Origin of the sequence: Acetobacter fallax, from assembly GCF_011516735.1 — a bacterium.
Classification (GTDB): domain Bacteria; phylum Pseudomonadota; class Alphaproteobacteria; order Acetobacterales; family Acetobacteraceae; genus Acetobacter; species Acetobacter fallax.
In genome coordinates this window covers 122694-137852 of sequence record NZ_WOSX01000003.1, presented here as the reverse complement: position 1 = coordinate 137852, position 15159 = coordinate 122694, and the positions used below count along the sequence as shown (strand labels likewise).

At 57.1% G+C, this 15159-nt stretch carries 9 protein-coding genes and 1 riboswitch; of the genes, 8 read left to right on the top strand and 1 reads right to left on the bottom strand.

What is annotated here, in order from left to right; genetic code table 11:
• Nucleotides 1-229 precede the first annotated feature (229 nt).
• The 6 genes from speD to GOB85_RS03415 all read left to right on the top strand — a co-directional run bounded on the left by speD (nucleotide 230) and on the right by GOB85_RS03415 (nucleotide 7330).
• Nucleotides 230-691, top strand: coding sequence for an adenosylmethionine decarboxylase (gene speD, locus GOB85_RS03440; RefSeq protein ID WP_173576213.1), 462 nt, complete (start codon nucleotides 230-232; stop codon nucleotides 689-691).
• 247 nt (nucleotides 692-938) lie between these two features.
• Nucleotides 939-1808 carry a polyamine aminopropyltransferase gene (speE, locus tag GOB85_RS03435; RefSeq protein WP_173576212.1) on the top strand — a complete coding sequence of 290 codons (870 nt, stop codon included), beginning with the start codon at nucleotides 939-941 and terminating at the stop codon, nucleotides 1806-1808.
• A gap of 282 nt (nucleotides 1809-2090) precedes the next feature.
• Nucleotides 2091-2181: riboswitch (glycine riboswitch) on the top strand.
• Nucleotides 2182-2333: 152 nt separating this feature from the next.
• Nucleotides 2334-3467 (top strand): glycine cleavage system aminomethyltransferase GcvT, encoded by a 1134-nt coding sequence (gene gcvT, locus GOB85_RS03430; RefSeq protein WP_173576211.1) that lies wholly within the window; start codon nucleotides 2334-2336, stop codon nucleotides 3465-3467.
• Between the two features lie 90 nt (nucleotides 3468-3557).
• The gene (gene gcvH / locus GOB85_RS03425; protein ID WP_173576210.1) at nucleotides 3558-3923 is read left to right on the top strand and encodes a glycine cleavage system protein GcvH; all 366 of its coding nucleotides are present in this window, start codon (nucleotides 3558-3560) and stop codon (nucleotides 3921-3923) included.
• 56 nt (nucleotides 3924-3979) lie between these two features.
• Nucleotides 3980-6856 (top strand): aminomethyl-transferring glycine dehydrogenase, encoded by a 2877-nt coding sequence (gcvP, locus tag GOB85_RS03420; RefSeq protein ID WP_408737020.1) that lies wholly within the window; start codon nucleotides 3980-3982, stop codon nucleotides 6854-6856.
• A 96-nt stretch (nucleotides 6857-6952) separates the two neighbouring features.
• Nucleotides 6953-7330: a helix-turn-helix transcriptional regulator gene (locus tag GOB85_RS03415; RefSeq protein ID WP_242011257.1), complete on the top strand. Its 378-nt coding sequence runs from the start codon at nucleotides 6953-6955 to the stop codon at nucleotides 7328-7330.
• A 34-nt stretch (nucleotides 7331-7364) separates the two neighbouring features.
• On the opposite strand, the gene GOB85_RS03410 is transcribed toward GOB85_RS03415, so the two are convergent.
• Complete coding sequence (locus tag GOB85_RS03410; RefSeq protein WP_173576209.1) at nucleotides 7365-10541, bottom strand: glycosyltransferase; 3177 nt, start codon at nucleotides 10539-10541, stop codon at nucleotides 7365-7367.
• 288 nt (nucleotides 10542-10829) lie between these two features.
• Between GOB85_RS03410 and GOB85_RS03405 the strand changes: the two genes are divergently transcribed.
• Nucleotides 10830-12224, top strand: coding sequence for a beta strand repeat-containing protein (locus GOB85_RS03405; protein WP_173576208.1), 1395 nt, complete (start codon nucleotides 10830-10832; stop codon nucleotides 12222-12224).
• Between the two features lie 246 nt (nucleotides 12225-12470).
• Nucleotides 12471-15131 carry a glycosyltransferase gene (locus tag GOB85_RS03400; protein WP_173576260.1) on the top strand — a complete coding sequence of 887 codons (2661 nt, stop codon included), beginning with the start codon at nucleotides 12471-12473 and terminating at the stop codon, nucleotides 15129-15131.
• Nucleotides 15132-15159 lie beyond the last annotated feature (28 nt).

Below are 15159 nucleotides of genomic sequence, written 5' to 3'. Positions count from 1 at the left end.
TTGTTTGGGGGGCTGGTAAGGTTTGTTGATGCTGTTTCGAGGCCTCATGAGGCGAGAAAAAAGCCGGGTTTTGTGAAGAATTGATGATCCCGAGAGTGCATCAGGCATTCCGAAGTGGTCAGGGCAAGAAAAGTCTTGCACCCCGGGATACGAGGCCCTATCAAGCGCTCTCCTGGCCCAAGGGGGCGTTTTCGCCCAACAGGCTGTCTACTGGTTTGGGGGTACGTCAATGAACGCACTTGCTCAACTGGGGATGGTCTCGGAATTCCCGAGCAATAACCAGATTTCTCCCGTTTCCTCTTCTGAGGAAGATCGGAAAGATTACTTTGTCGAACGGGACGGCGAAAAGTTCGCTGGAACGCATCTTCTCGTTGATTTGTGGGAAGCATCCAATCTGGATGATCCTGCGAAGATCGACGCGACGCTTTGCGAGGCAGCAATTGCTGCCGGTGCCACGATTCTTCATAGTCATTTCCACCACTTTACACCGAATGGTGGTGTGTCGGGTGTTGTGGTTCTTGCTGAGAGCCATATTTCCATCCACACATGGCCTGAGCGGTCTTTCGCGGCGGTTGACATTTTTATGTGTGGCGCCTGCGATCCGAACCTCTCCATTCCTGTGATGCAGCGCCTGTTTCAGGCCGGTCGCATTCTGGTTGACGAGCAGCGTCGCGGAAAAGTTTCTTCCTGAACTGGAAATTCTGTCAGGTATGATGGCTGTTTCCGGCCGGGTGATGGTGTCACCCGGCCGGAGGCTTTTCTGCGACTCAGGGTATGACGGCGGGCCGAAGCGATCCGGTTCCGGGCTCTGAATGTGTTATTTTCCTGAAATCTTCACATGACCGGCCGGATTTATCTGGTCATGGTCTGCTCCTCTGACGCTGTGTTGCTTCCTGGTCGGTATGATGCGGCGGACTTCTTTTCCGGAGAGATGAATTATGACCGATACCTGGCTGAACGAGGGGCTGTATGACAGCTGGGGGCAGCGGTTCCGTGTTCGTAAGGAACTTGCTCATACGAAAAGTCCTTTTCAGGATATTGTGATCTTTGAAAGCGACTCTCATGGTCGCGTGCTTATGCTTGATGGCGTGGTGCAGATCACGGAAGCGGACGAATTCGTTTATCAGGAGATGCTGACTCATGTTCCGCTGTTCACTCATGCGGCGCCGAAGAATGTTCTGATCATTGGTGCCGGTGACGGTGGTGTTCTGCGGCGCGTGCTTGAGCATAAGAGTGTCGAGCAGGCCGTGATGGTGGAAATCGATGGCGATGTCATCGAACTGTCAAAAAAGCATTTACCTGGTATTGCTGGCGATGCGTGGACCGATCCCCGTGCGGATGTGATTGTTGGCGATGGCATTGAGTATGTTGCTCATGCGGCGGATCAGTCGTTTGACGTGATTATTGTCGACAGCACGGACCCGATCGGGGTTGGCGAGGTGCTGTTTACGGACTCTTTTTATCAGCATTGCGCGCGTATTCTTGGTCCGGACGGGCTTATTGTGAATCAGTGTGGCGTGCCGTTCATGCAGGCGGATGAATTGCATGAGACAAGTTTGCGGCGTGCTAAGTTCTTCCCGCGTGTGTCGGCGTATGTTGCGGCGGTGCCGACTTATGTGGGTGGTTTCATGACGCTGGGGATTGCCTGCAAGGGCGGTGATCCGACAAAGCAGGATGTGGCGATGGTTCGTGCGCGGGCCGAGCATGCTGGTATTCTGAGTGCGACTCAATACTGGACGCCGGAGATCCATGTCGGGTCGTTTAATCTGCCGCCTTATATTGCGAAGCACCTGCCTGAAAAAAGCTGACGCGACGCGGCTTCGGGCAGTCTGCTTTGCGTTTTCTGGCCAGATCGCCCGTGCAGGTCTGGCTTTTTTGTTTTACATTAGGCTTTTGAGATAGCCTCTTTGACCCATCCGGATCATTTTCAGAGTGTTGCCCTGAGCCTTGATGCTGTCATCCACAGGTCAATATTCACAGCTTCCGGTATAACAGGTTTGCAAAGCTGTGCCTTTGCCGGTCGGCAGGGCGCGGGAGCGGGATCCCGCGAAAGATTTGTTTGACAGCGGAATGACGGGGTGCAAAATCAAAGCCGTCACAGCGGGAGAGTCTGGTCGTAAGATCAGCGCCGAAGGAGCAACCGCCCCGGAATCTCTCAGGCCAACGGACCCTGTGACACTGGTTTCTGGAGAGTGACGCATCAGGCGTCCGCCGACGGGATAGCGATCTCAGGCAAACGGACAGAAGGGGCACGGAACTGATCCTGGCGAGGCCGGGTTGGGGAGTGTGCCGATGTTTGTTTTTCTTATGATTTCTTCAGTCGGAGCGGTGGCATGAGTGATAATCTTCTCCGGACGCCGCTTTTCTCTTTGCATGAAGAGCTTGGTGCCAGGATGGTGCCTTTTGCCGGTTATGCGATGCCGTTGCAGTATCCTGCGGGCATCATGGCTGAGCATTTACAGACGCGCGTGCATGCGGGGCTTTTTGACGTGTCTCATATGGGGCAGGTCGCGGTGCGTCCCGTTGATGGGGAGATGACGCGGGCGGCGCTGGCGCTGGAGCGGATAGTGCCTGTTGATGTGGTCGGGCTGAAGCCGGGTCGCCAGCGTTATGCATTCTTTACGAATGATCAGGGCGGGATTCTGGATGACCTGATGATCGCCAATATGGGCGACTGGTTTCTGGTCATCGTGAATGCGGCGTGCAGGGCGCAGGATATTGCGCTGATGATCGCGGGGCTGAAGCCGGATTGTTCGGTGGAATGGCTTGAAGACAGGGCGTTGCTGGCGTTGCAGGGACCGGAGGCAGAGACGGTGCTGGCGCGGTTTATGCCGAACGTGACCGCCATGAAATTCATGGATGCGCGGCAGAGCACGTTTGACGGTGTACCGGTGTTCATTTCGCGGTCCGGATATACCGGCGAAGACGGGTTTGAGATCAGCGTTCCGTCGGCACAGGCGGAACAGGTGGCTCGGGCGCTGCTGGAGCAGCCGGACGTGATGCCGGTCGGGCTGGGAGCACGGGACAGTCTGCGGCTTGAGGGCGGGATGTGCCTGTATGGCTCGGATCTGGACGAAACGACGACGCCTGTTGAGGGTGCGCTGGAATGGGCTGTGCAGAAAGTGCGGCGCAGAGGCGGCGCGCGTGAGGGTGGTTTTCCGGGCAGCGATGTCGTGCTGGCGCAATTTGAGAATGGTGCGTCGCGGCGGCGGGTTGGCCTGGTGCCGGAAGGGCGTGCGCCGGTTCGGCATGGGGCACCGCTGTTTGCGCAGTCTGAAGGTGGCACGCAGATTGGTGTGGTAACGTCCGGCGCGTTTGGTCCGCAGGCGAAGGCGCCGGTTTCGATGGGATATGTTGAAACGGCTTATGCGCCGGTAGGGACTAAGATTTTTGCGGAACTGCGAGGGAAGCGGGTGCCAGTAACTGTGGCGGTAATGCCGTTTGTGCAGGCGCGTTTTAAACGCTGATCGGGATGGCGTTCAGCGCCCCGGCGCGCGGGTGCGGACGATATGGTTTTTCGGGTGGATGGCCTGCGGGTCCGGAACGGGAAGAGAAAAATGACGCTTTATTTTACGAAAGAGCATGAGTGGTTGCGTGTCGAGGGTGATGTTGCAACGGTCGGGATCACGAAGCACGCGGCGGAAGAACTGGGTGAGATTGTGTTCTTTGAGCTGAACACATCCGCGCCGGAAGTGACGCAAGGGGATTCGGTGGCTGTTGTTGAATCGGTGAAGGCGGCATCTGACGTTTATGCGCCGGTCAGTGGTGTTGTGACGGAAGGGAATCCGAATCTCGCGAATAATCCTGAGCTGATCAGCAATGATCCTGAGGGAGAGGGCTGGATGTTGAAAATGAAGCTGACGGATACGGCACAACTTGGCGAGCTGATGGATGATGCCGCTTATCACGCGCTGATTTCCTGATCTGTTTTCCAGTTGCTTTCGGTTCTGAAACTTCTTTGTCTCTACGGGGAAAGATCGTGACTGCCCAGACACACTGGTCCGGCCTGCAGACTCCTGCTCAGGCTTTTTCTTCCCGCCATATTGGTCCGCGTGAGGCGGAGATTGTCGCCATGCTGGAGGCGCTTGGGCTTGAGAGCGAGGGGGCGCTGCTGGATGAGACGGTGCCGTCTTCAATCCGTTCGGAGACACCGGTGGGGATTGGACCTGGCTGGTCCGAGGTTGAGGTTCTGGCGCGGCTGAAGGCGATGGCAGACCGGAATAAGGTCATGACCTCGCTGATCGGGCAGGGCTATTACGGCACGATTCTGCCGGGAGTGATTCAGCGCAATGTTCTGGAAAACCCTGCGTGGTACACGGCTTATACACCGTATCAGCCGGAAATCAGTCAGGGCCGGCTTGAGGCGCTGCTGAATTTTCAGACACTGGTGACTGAGTTGACGGGGCTGGATATCGCCAATGCGTCGCTTCTGGATGAGGCAACGGCGGCGGCTGAAGCGATGGCGCTGGCGAAGCGGGCGTCGAAAAGCCGGTCGGATGTGTTTTTTGTGGATACGGACACGCACCCGCAGACGCTGGCGGTGCTGAGAACGCGGGCCGAGCCGGTTGGGATTGAGATTGTTGTTGGTGATCCGGCGAAGGATCTCGATGCAGCATCGGTGTTTGGTGCGCTGTTTTCTTATCCGGGCAGTTCGGGGGAGATCCGTGATCCGCGGGCGGCGATTGAGGCGTTGCATGTGGCAGGAGCGATTGCGGTGATGGCGGCCGATCCGCTGGCGCTTGTGGTGCTGGCGTCACCGGGGTCGCTCGGTGCGGATATTGCCATTGGCTCCATGCAGCGTTTTGGCGTGCCGATGGGTTTTGGCGGTCCACATGCGGCTTATATGGCGGTGCGGGATGCGTATAAGCGGAGTATGCCGGGGCGTCTGGTGGGTGTGTCAGTGGACAGTGCCGGGCAGCCAGCTTACCGGCTGGCGTTGCAGACGCGCGAGCAGCACATTCGTCGGGAGAAGGCGACGTCGAATATCTGCACAGCGCAGGTTCTGCTGGCAGTCATTGCCAGCATGTATGCGGTGTATCACGGTCCGGAAGGGCTGACGGCGATCGCGGCAAGAGTAGCCGGGCTGACAGCAGCGCTGGGGTCCGGGCTTCGGAAGCTGGGCGTGACGGTAGTGTCGGACTGTGTGTTCGATACGATAACTGTTCAGGTTTCGGCTGATGTGGCCGCGCATGTGCATGCGCGGGGCGTGGCGGCGGGAATGAATTTCCGTCAGCTCGGCGCGGGTGCGATTGGAATCAGTCTGGATGAGACGACGACGCCTGCTGTGGTTGAAGCGGTGTGGCGGTGTTTTGATCCGGCCTGTTCGTCTGAGGAACTGGCAGCGCTTGTGAAGGGTGAGGCCGGACTTGCCGCAGTGGTTCCGGCGGGACTGCATCGTGAGGGTGCTTTTCTGAAACAGGATGTGTTCAGCGCGCATCGTTCCGAGACGGATATGCTTCGGTATCTGCGGCGCCTGTCTGACAAAGATCTGGCGCTGGACCGGTCGATGATTCCGCTTGGTTCCTGCACGATGAAGCTGAATGCGACCGTGGAGATGGTGCCGATCACCTGGGCGGGGTTCTGCGATCTGCATCCGTTTGCGCCGGCAGATCAGACGGAAGGATATGCGGAGCTGTTCCGCGATCTGGAATCCTGGCTGTGTGCGATCAGCGGTTATGACGCGGTGTCATTGCAGCCCAATTCAGGCGCACAGGGTGAGTATGCGGGATTGCTGGCCATTCGCGGATATCAGCGGGCACGGGGGCAAGGGCAACGTGATGTGTGTCTGATTCCGGCTTCGGCGCACGGGACGAACCCGGCTTCGGCACAGATGGTCGGGATGAAGGTTGTCGTTGTACGCTGCGATGCGAGCGGTAACGTGGATATTGACGACCTGAAGGCGAAGATTGCTGTGCATGCGGACACGCTGGCGGCGATCATGATCACCTATCCATCGACCCATGGTGTGTTTGAGGAGGCAGTTCGCGAGATCTGTTCGCTGGTGCATGAGGCGGGTGGGCAGGTTTATCTGGACGGTGCGAACATGAACGCGCAGGTCGGGATTTCGCGTCCGGGGAAGTATGGCGCGGATGTGAGTCACTTCAATCTGCACAAGACGTTCTGCATTCCACATGGCGGTGGCGGACCGGGCATGGGGCCGATCGGCGTGCGTGGTCATCTGGCGCCGTTCCTGCCAGGGCGGCCGGAGCAGGGTGGGGTGGCTGCGGTTTCAGCAGCGCCATTTGGGTCGGCGTCGATTCTGCCGATTTCCTGGGCTTATATCCGCCTGATGGGTGATGAGGGGCTGGCGCGGGCGACCACGATGGCGATCCTCAACTCGAACTACATTGTCTCGCGTCTGGAGGGGGCGTATCCGATCCTTTATCGTGGCGGAAAGGGACGTGTAGCACATGAGTGCATCGTCGATCTGCGGCCGATTAAGGATGCGACGGGTGTGACGGTGGATGACATCGCCAAGCGCCTGGTGGATTTCGGGTTCCATGCGCCGACGGTGAGTTTTCCTGTAGCGGGCACGTTCATGATTGAGCCGACCGAGTCCGAAGGAAAACGGGAACTGGACCGGTTCTGTGATGCGATGCTGGCGATTCGTGAGGAAATCCGGCAGATCGAGAGTGGGACAGTGACGGCGGAGGCCTCGGCGCTGCGTCATGCGCCGCATACGGCGCGGGATCTGGCTGTGGCGGAGTGGGAGCGGTCTTATCCGCGTGCGGAGGGATGTTTCCCGCCGGGTGTGGCGCCGGATGTGAAATACTGGCCGCCGGTGGGCCGGATTGATAACGCTTACGGGGACCGGAATCTGGTATGTTCCTGCCCGGAAACTGCATCTTACGCGTGACGTTAGGGAGACGAGGCAGGCCGCATGCAGCCGGTCTCTGTTACCGGATGGGCGGTTAGCCGGTTTCCCGGCGGACCTTGGCAGGATGTGTGGATTATGGCGAAAGCGCCTTCTGCTCTTGAAAGCAGGATGGGGAGTCATGAGACTCTCGGGCAGCGCATCCGGGCGCTGCGTCAGTATGAAGGGATGACGCAGGCAGAGCTGGCGCAGGCTGTAGGACTTTCGCGCAGTGCGATTGCGCACTGGGAGACGGATCGTGATGGCCGGGTGCGGGAATATTTGCCGCGGTTGTCTGAGCTGTTCAATGTTCCTGTTGAGGTGTTTCTCAACGGGATGGCGTCTCAGGACACGGCAGTTGAGCTGACGATTGATGAGATCGATCTGCTGAAGCTGTATCGTAGTCTGGACGTGGGTGAGCGGCTCTCGGTGCAGCGGTCGATTGTGCGGTTGCAGGCGCGACGGAAAAAAGGGTGATTTTGTAGAAAATCACGAATGGTCATGATGCCGGTCAGTCGCGCTTTCTGGCTTCACGATGGATATCCAGCCAGGAATGGCGACTGAGGATGAAATCCACGACGCGCGCCTTATGGGCCAGTTCTTCGGTAACGTTGTTGGTCATTGAATTCTCATGGATACGATATTCGGCGACGATCTCGGGCAGATGTGTGCCTTTCAGCCCCATTTCCGTGAAACTGCACCAGAGATCGTAATCCTCCCAGCCCATGGCATCACGCTTTACATAATAGCCGCCGACGGCTGACCAGGCCCATTTCGCGACAAAGGCCATAGCGTCGATCATATTTGCGTTTTGCAACCGAAGCGGACGGAACGGGAAATCGCCCATGAGTCCGGGAGCGGATTTTCCATCGAATGTGCGGATCAATGGATAAGCATATGCAGTGAGGCTGTCACAAGCGCTCAGAAGAGCCTCGCAGGCGTTTGGCAGGAGTCGATTATCGGCATCCAGTGACAGATAATAAGGTGTTTCGCTGGCCGAGACGGCGATATTGCGCGCCCCTCCGAGTCCTGTATTCCGCTTCGGTGCGAGAACGAGAAGTCGGTTAAAGCGGTCAGTGTGTTGGCGGGCCCAGTCAACAATGATGTCTGGCGAGTCATCGGTCGAGGCATCATCGACTACGACGAGATCGAGTGTCTTCATTGTCTGGGCGCGGACGGATTCGAGGGCTTCGACGATCAGCCCGGCGTAGTTGTGGGATGTGATGACGACCGTGACATCAGCTGACGCAAGAAGTGCGTCGTGCTCGAACAGGACGGTACTGTCGGGTACCTCCGGGACATTGCGAGCGAGGAAGCCGCCGCGTGCAAGAATCGTCTCGGTGGCGCGGGCGGTGGCAGCTTCGTTGCCAAACGACATGATGATCGCGTCGAACAGCATGGCCTGGCGTTCCGGTCCGAAATTCCAGAGGACGTGACTGGCGGCGTTACGTGCGATTCGAGTGCGGAGATCCGGGCTTTCAATGAGGCGGGTGAGGGCGGTTCTCCACTCATCCTGTGTTTCAGCGAGAAAACCTGTCACACCGTTTATGATGCAGGCGCGGAATGGTGATGTGGGCGAAACGACCGAAGGGACGCTGGTCAGTGCCGGTTCGAAAAACTTGATTTCGCTTTTCGCCTCGCAGAATGGGTTTCCGACTTCAAGGGGCGCGATATTGATATCAAAGCGGGCGTATTCATCTGGCAGGGCGTCGAGAGGCACCAGATCCCGCCATTCGATCTGGTCTGCGAACGGGGCGAGCGATGGAAATTCTTCCATCAGCAAGACGGAGCGCTGGTTGTCTGATTCGCGGAACAGAACCAGTCGCAGACTGGTGTAGGTTTGCATGAGTTCAGCGAGAACGTCTGCCACGACTGCGAAATCGCGCTGGTGGGTTCGGGTGCCGGATGCATAACCGATGCGAATGAGGCCGTGGGTTCCTTCGGCCTTGCGGATTCGGGCAGCGAGGCGGCTACGGCGCAGGGTTGCGGCGTCAAAAATATTGGGCAGCGTAAAGGCTACCGGGCTCAGACGACGCAGATGGGTGGTGAGTTCCGCTGTTGTGCCGAATGAGGCGTCCGCACGGTCGAGAGTGGCCTGCATTTTCGTGAAGGTGTTGTGGATTCCGGCTTCTGTGTTGCCGCCGGCTGTGCGGATGCCATCGATAATGGAGATGCTGGCCAGCATAGGGAGGAAAACAAGATCATCGACGTCGAAGATGACAATGCCCCCTTTTTCCCGGGTCAGGCGAATGATGGTTGCAACATGGCCAGAAAATTCGACGCGCCAGAGGATAATGATATCGGCCCAGAAAACATCTTCCGGACTGATGATACCGCAGGGGCGGACACGCGTATTATGGCCTGCGGCGGTGCAGGCAGCGGCATTGCGTGTACAGCGGTAAAGCGAGCCCGGTGTTGTGGGCTCGCCGCTGACGAACAGGACGTTGCGCAGGATAGCGCTATCCGGTGTGGTCAGAGGATGTGGCGGCCAGGAAATGGCCTCTGTGGTGACGGGCAGCGGCAACGCGTCCGGCGCCTGAATATCGTTGTTGACGCAAAGAGCCGGAGGTTCGGGCGGGGGCGGGAGATGCAGCATCTCGGGTGCTCCCGGAGTTTTGGGAACTGAGGGAACGAAGTGCTGTCGTCTCACGGCCCGGGCAAGGCGACGGGGAAGAGAGGGGCGTGTTTCAAGCAGGTGTCGGAGCGCGTCGAGACCTTCTTCGTGCCCGGCCAGTTTTGTCTTCAGACGTGCGATTTCTGCGTTTTTTGTATTGATGTGTTCAGTGAACTGCCCGGTCCAGTTTTTTATGGCACTGATATAAGAGCGTACCTCGGCAAGTTGCTGCTGAGCAGTATCACGCGCGGCTACGGCGCTCTGATGTTGCTGTTCTGCCCGGGCGGCGCGTAGGGATTCGTGGCTGATCAGGGACTGTTCCGCTGTAAGTCGGGCATCCGCTTCTTCTTTCTGTGCCGCGAGTGCAAATCTGGTTTCTGAGAGAACAAGACGCGCCTGCCGTTCGGCAGTTTTCTGTTCTTCGCGCCGGATATGATCGACCTGAATCCGGGCGTTGTTGCTCCAGTGCGTTCCAAAAAAGGAGAATCGGGTATGAAGTCGGGCCTGGGCTGTCGGGTCCAGCTTCTCCATATCTGTACCCATGAGGGGAGCGAGTGGGTCGGGAACGTGGCCCGGAGCGATCAGACCCAGGCCCGCGCCATGGGGAAACAGGTAATGCGGTGAAGAAGCGGTGAGCGTGTTCCACACCCCACCGCCGGCTTCGGTCTCCGTGCCGTGGAGGGCAAAGATCACGTCGGGGGCAAGCTTTGGCCCGAGGTTGTCGAGAGTTGCGAGCCAGTCCCGGGGCCGTGTGGAGGTCAGATCGCAGTGAACGAATCCAATAGGGCCGCATGTCGGTGACAGGCTGTTTCGTTGTCCTGTTGTCAGTTTCCGGATGCGCGTGCCAAGGTCCCGGGCTGTTACAATCTGTTCAGCGTAAGTCGTCACTGATGGTGAAGAATCGATGAATACGGCGTCTGAGGAGCGTAGTGCAGTAAGAAGCACAGACAGCAATGGCAGGTGCATGTACTGGCACAGATCAGTATCAATAATAGCCGGAGGCGCGAATAGTGGACCGAGACGAGCGTCGGCAAGAAGAAAGAAAATATGATCCGCAGCAATGGTCGCAGGCATTCGGTTATCCAGATGGTATCGATCGTTAAGTCGATTTTAAGGTACAGAGTAAATGCTTATGTCCGGGTAAAGGGAGGCCGATAAGAGGTTACCGGAAGGCAGGAGTGGTCACAAGAAGATGGAAAACAGCCTCTTATGTCATAGGTTTGTAACGTTTTTTTTTCGATCAGGTCCCAGCTTTTTAGTTGCCTGACTGTTATCCTTTATCTACAATGATAGTGAACTGAATGCTGCCTGCGTGGTTTCTGGAAACTGAATCGCAAGTGGGCGCAGAGAAGGAACTGAAGAATGGCATTAATTACCGTTCAGGGTGCGTCTGCAGGAGCGTCTGTTAACGTAACAGTTGATGGCGCTGCGACAGGGGACCTCGGAACTCTGCTGACAAAGTTCAGCAGCACTCTTGCTGGTGAAGTCGATGCGGGGACGATTGACGGGCGTGATCTGACGACCGGCACGACGAACTTTGCCTCGAATAACTCCGGCTACGGCGTTATTACGGCTGGTGGCTCTTATCAGGTTTCCGGGAATGTCGGTGCGATCGTCTTTGGCGGTTCGCCAACGGCTGGTCTGGTGCCGAGCTCTCATGTGATGATCAATGCGAGCGGCGTGACCTCCTCGTTTGTAAGCGTTGAAGGTGGCACGACCGGTGGCGTTCAGTTTCAGGCCGGAACTGGTGCTGGTGCATTCGTTGTGGCAACTGGTGACAATTCCTTTGTCGGCGATCTGCTTTCGGGCTCCGGCAACTGGAACATCACGACCGGCAGCGGAAATGATACGATTATTGCTGGTTCCGGGCAGAACACAATCAGTGCCGGGACGGGTAATAACCTGATCGAGATTTCGACTGGCACGAATTATGTGCATTCGAACGGCAACGACACGATCATCGGCGGTGATTGCAACGCAGGTCAGCATGTTACACTGGCTGGTGGTAGCTCGTTTGTTTCTCTGGGTCAGTCTGCGTTCGTTAATGACGCATCTGCGACGGGTAATAACCAGATCACGGTTGGCGGCAGTTCGACAGTTATTGGTGGCGATAGCGACAAAATCTCGCTCAATGGCGGCGCTTCGTCCGTTTATGGTGGTTCGTCCGATACCATTTCCGCCAGTGGCGATGCTGTAGTTTCCAGCTCCGATAATGCAACAGTAAGTGTTGACGGATCACTGACCTTTATCGGTGGCACGGGCAACTCGACCATTACAGCAGCTCAGAGCACAATCTTTGGTGCTGGCGGTCTGAATGCGGTGATCAGTGGCAGCGGCGAAAATCTTTTCGTTGCGGGTTCGGGTAGTGAGACGCTGAACGGCGCCAGCTCGGCGGCCGGTGTTCACGTGTTCGGTAATAACGTCGGAACGTCAGGCTCACAGACGTTTATCGGTGGTACAGCTTCCGATACGCTGGTGGCTGGCGTTGGTGATGCGACCATGACCGGTGGTTCGGGCGCTGCGAACACCTTCGCGTTTCGTGACGGGATTGCCGGAGCGAACTACACCATCACTGACTTCGGTTCGGCAGCGGGCAACTTCGTTGGCCTTCTGGGTTATTCGCAGAGTGATCTTACTAAGGCGCTGGCCAGCCAGACGACGACGGATGGCAGCACCACGATCAAGCTGTCTGACAACAGCCAGATCACATTCCAGAACGTTGCAAGTCTTAATGCTTCCGATTTCCAGATCTGGTAAGAATCAGGATCTTCAAGAGAAAACCGGGCCATCTGGCCCGGTTTTTTTTTGCTCTTCGGGCTGGTTCGCGTGGTTTGCACTACATGTTAATTGCTGTGCACAGAAGAGCCACGGTAAAGAGAGTGGTAGCAGAAAACTGAAGGCCTGACAGTGACCGACAATATTTCACGTGATGAGCTGGAAGCGCGTCTTGAGGAAGCGGAGTCTTTGTTGGCGGGTTACCGCTCAAGTGCTGTCATTCACAGTATGCGTGCTGATGGACTTGCGACTGAAGCGGCTCATAACCGACATATGCTTCTGGGATGGAACAGCTCCCGGACGGCTCGTCTCAGTCGTGTCATCAGAACCGGGTGGCTCCTGTGTCAGGGGATGACCCCATCCGGGCAGTCGCTTCGGAAGGTCACCCGTCGCGCAGCGGAGGTGGCTGAGACTGAAGGTGTTGGCGTTCTGTACCGCCGGGTGAAGTCACGGGTATGGGCACGCCTGGAACATCGGCTGGCAATCAGGAAGGCAGTTGTTCCCACGAAAAATACGAGTCCCGCAGAGACCGGCGATGTCGACGCGCCTTATATGGTGAATGTGCCCTCAGCCAGGCTGCGGGATCTTCGGCCCCGGATTCTGATCGTTGCCGAACTGACTTTACCACAATGCGCCAAATACCGGGTCTGGCAGCGGAAGGAAGAGCTTGAGCTCCTGAACTGGCAGGTTGACGTGACGGACTGGCGTGACGTGGAGGCATCCCTCACGGCATTGCAGACCTGCACCGAGGTCATTTTCTACCGGGTGCCAGCTTTCCCGTCGGTCAAAAGCCTTTTCCGGGAGGTCAGGCGCCTTGGCCTGCTATCTCACTGGGAGGTCGATGATCTGATCTTTGATGCAGCTGAGTATCGACAGAATGGCAATCTGGCCACCTTATCCGACAGTGAACAGCGCGAGCTTTTGTTTGGTGTCGGGCTTTTTCTGGACAGTCTGCAAAGCTGCGGGCGGGGAATTGCTTCAACGCGGGCCCTGGGTGAGGCCATGAGGCGCGCGGGGATCGAGGATGTTCATGTCATTGAGAATGCACTGGACAGGCAGACGATTGCCCTGGCGGATGCATTGCGGATCGAGCGGTCGCCTGATGACGTCAGGGAATCGTTCCTGATTGTTTATGGTTCTGGAACACGGACGCATGATGCTGATTTCCGGTGCTGCGCCGATGGCCTGGTGGCGGCGATGGAGGCTGAGCCACGATTGAGTCTTCAGGTCATCGGGGAGCTGACGCTGCCGGATGAATTCAGACGATTTGGTAGTCGTGTGCAGCAGCTTCAGGGACGGGATTATCCGGCTTACATGGCTTTGCTTGCCCGGGCTGATCTGACGATCGCGCCGCTTGAGCCTACGCTGTTCAACGATGCCAAAAGCAACATCAAGTTTCTTGAAGCCGCTGTGCTTGACGTGCCGGCGGTGTGTTCACCCCGTGATGCGTTCACGCATGTTGTTCGAAATGGTGAAAACGGATTGCTGGCTGAAGGGACGGATGCATGGCGGGATGCTGTGCTGGATTTGTGTCGTGATCCGGCGTTGCGGGCGCGTCTTGGTCGTCAGGCGCGGGAAGATGTTCTGAAGCGTTATCGTCCGGAAGACGTGGCGCGAGAGCAGGTTGCGCTCTGTTTTCCTGAGCCTGTTGCGGACTTGCCGGAAGAGCGGCCATTGCGGGTGATGAGTGCGAATATTTATTTCGCGCCACGGTCATTCGGGGGGGCGACCCTCATTGCTGAGGAAATGGTACGGCAGCTTTCTGGTCGGGGCATGGATCTGGCGGTGTTCACGTCTGCTCCTTTTCTGGATGGGCGTCATGCGTCTTCCATTCGTTATGAGGAGGACGGTGCACCTGTTGTTGCGACGCCGCTGTCAATTCATATCGATCGGGTAGCTGGTCTCGATAATCCGAGATGCAGCGCGCAGTTTTCTGCCTGGCTGGATGCGTTTCGTCCGGATGTGGTACATTTTCATTCGGTACAGGGACTGGGGCTGGGGCTGACTCAGCTTTGCCTTGAGCGCCGTATTCCGTATGTGATTACGCTTCACGATGCCTGGTGGCTGTGTGAGCGGCAGTTCATGGTGCGGCAGGATGGTCGGTATTGTTTTCAGCGTCATATTGACCTGAAGGTCTGCGCGATGTGTGTGCCCGAAGCACGACACCTGGGATTGCGGGCTGATATGATGAATGCGTCACTAAAATCGGCGACGCTTCTGCTGACGCCGAGTCAGTCGCACCGGGCGCTATATATGGAAAATGGCATTGCGGCCGACCGGATCAAAGTCAACCGGAACGGATTTGCATGGCCAAAGACGAAGCGGACGCCTCGCAAATCGGGGATGCCGCTGCGTTTTGGGTATGTCGGCGGCGCTGAGGCGGTAAAAGGCTACCCGCTGATCCGTAAGGCATTTGAGGCGCTTGATCAGGGAGACTGGGAGCTTGTTCTGATTGATAACAAGCTCAATCTCGGTTTCTCTTCGATTCATGCCGATGACTGGAAAGTTCAGGGTAGCGTTAAGGTGCTTCCTGCTTACAGCCAGGATACGATGGATGCGTTTTACGAGCAGATTGATGTACTTTTGTTTCCGTCTCAGTGGATGGAGAGTTACGGGCTGACGGTTCGGGAGGCTCTGGCGCGGGATGTCTGGGTGATTTCGACATCACCGGGTGGGCAGGCTGAAGATATTGTTGATGGCGTGAACGGGACACTGATTCCGCTCGACGGGCGGCCTGAATCGTTGCGATCGGCTGTAGAGGGAGTTCTGGCCCAGAAAGAGCGGTTTGATGATTACAACAATCCGCTGAAATCGGGTTTACCGACTTTTGAAGGGCAGGCTGTGGAATTGATGACATTTCTGGAGTCTGTTGTTCGTCCGAAAATGTGAGTTCTCCTGAGCAGGTTTTAAACAGGAG

Coding starts and splice junctions, on each gene's coding strand:
- speD (WP_173576213.1), top strand. CDS start 230: ATGAACGCACTTGCTCAACTGGGGATGGTCTCGGAATTCCCGAGCAAT.
- speE (WP_173576212.1), top strand. CDS start 939: ATGACCGATACCTGGCTGAACGAGGGGCTGTATGACAGCTGGGGGCAG.
- gcvT (WP_173576211.1), top strand. CDS start 2,334: ATGAGTGATAATCTTCTCCGGACGCCGCTTTTCTCTTTGCATGAAGAG.
- gcvH (WP_173576210.1), top strand. CDS start 3,558: ATGACGCTTTATTTTACGAAAGAGCATGAGTGGTTGCGTGTCGAGGGT.
- GOB85_RS03415 (WP_242011257.1), top strand. CDS start 6,953: ATGGCGAAAGCGCCTTCTGCTCTTGAAAGCAGGATGGGGAGTCATGAG.
- GOB85_RS03410 (WP_173576209.1), bottom strand. CDS start 10,541: ATGCCTGCGACCATTGCTGCGGATCATATTTTCTTTCTTCTTGCCGAC.
- GOB85_RS03405 (WP_173576208.1), top strand. CDS start 10,830: ATGGCATTAATTACCGTTCAGGGTGCGTCTGCAGGAGCGTCTGTTAAC.
- GOB85_RS03400 (WP_173576260.1), top strand. CDS start 12,471: ATGCGTGCTGATGGACTTGCGACTGAAGCGGCTCATAACCGACATATG.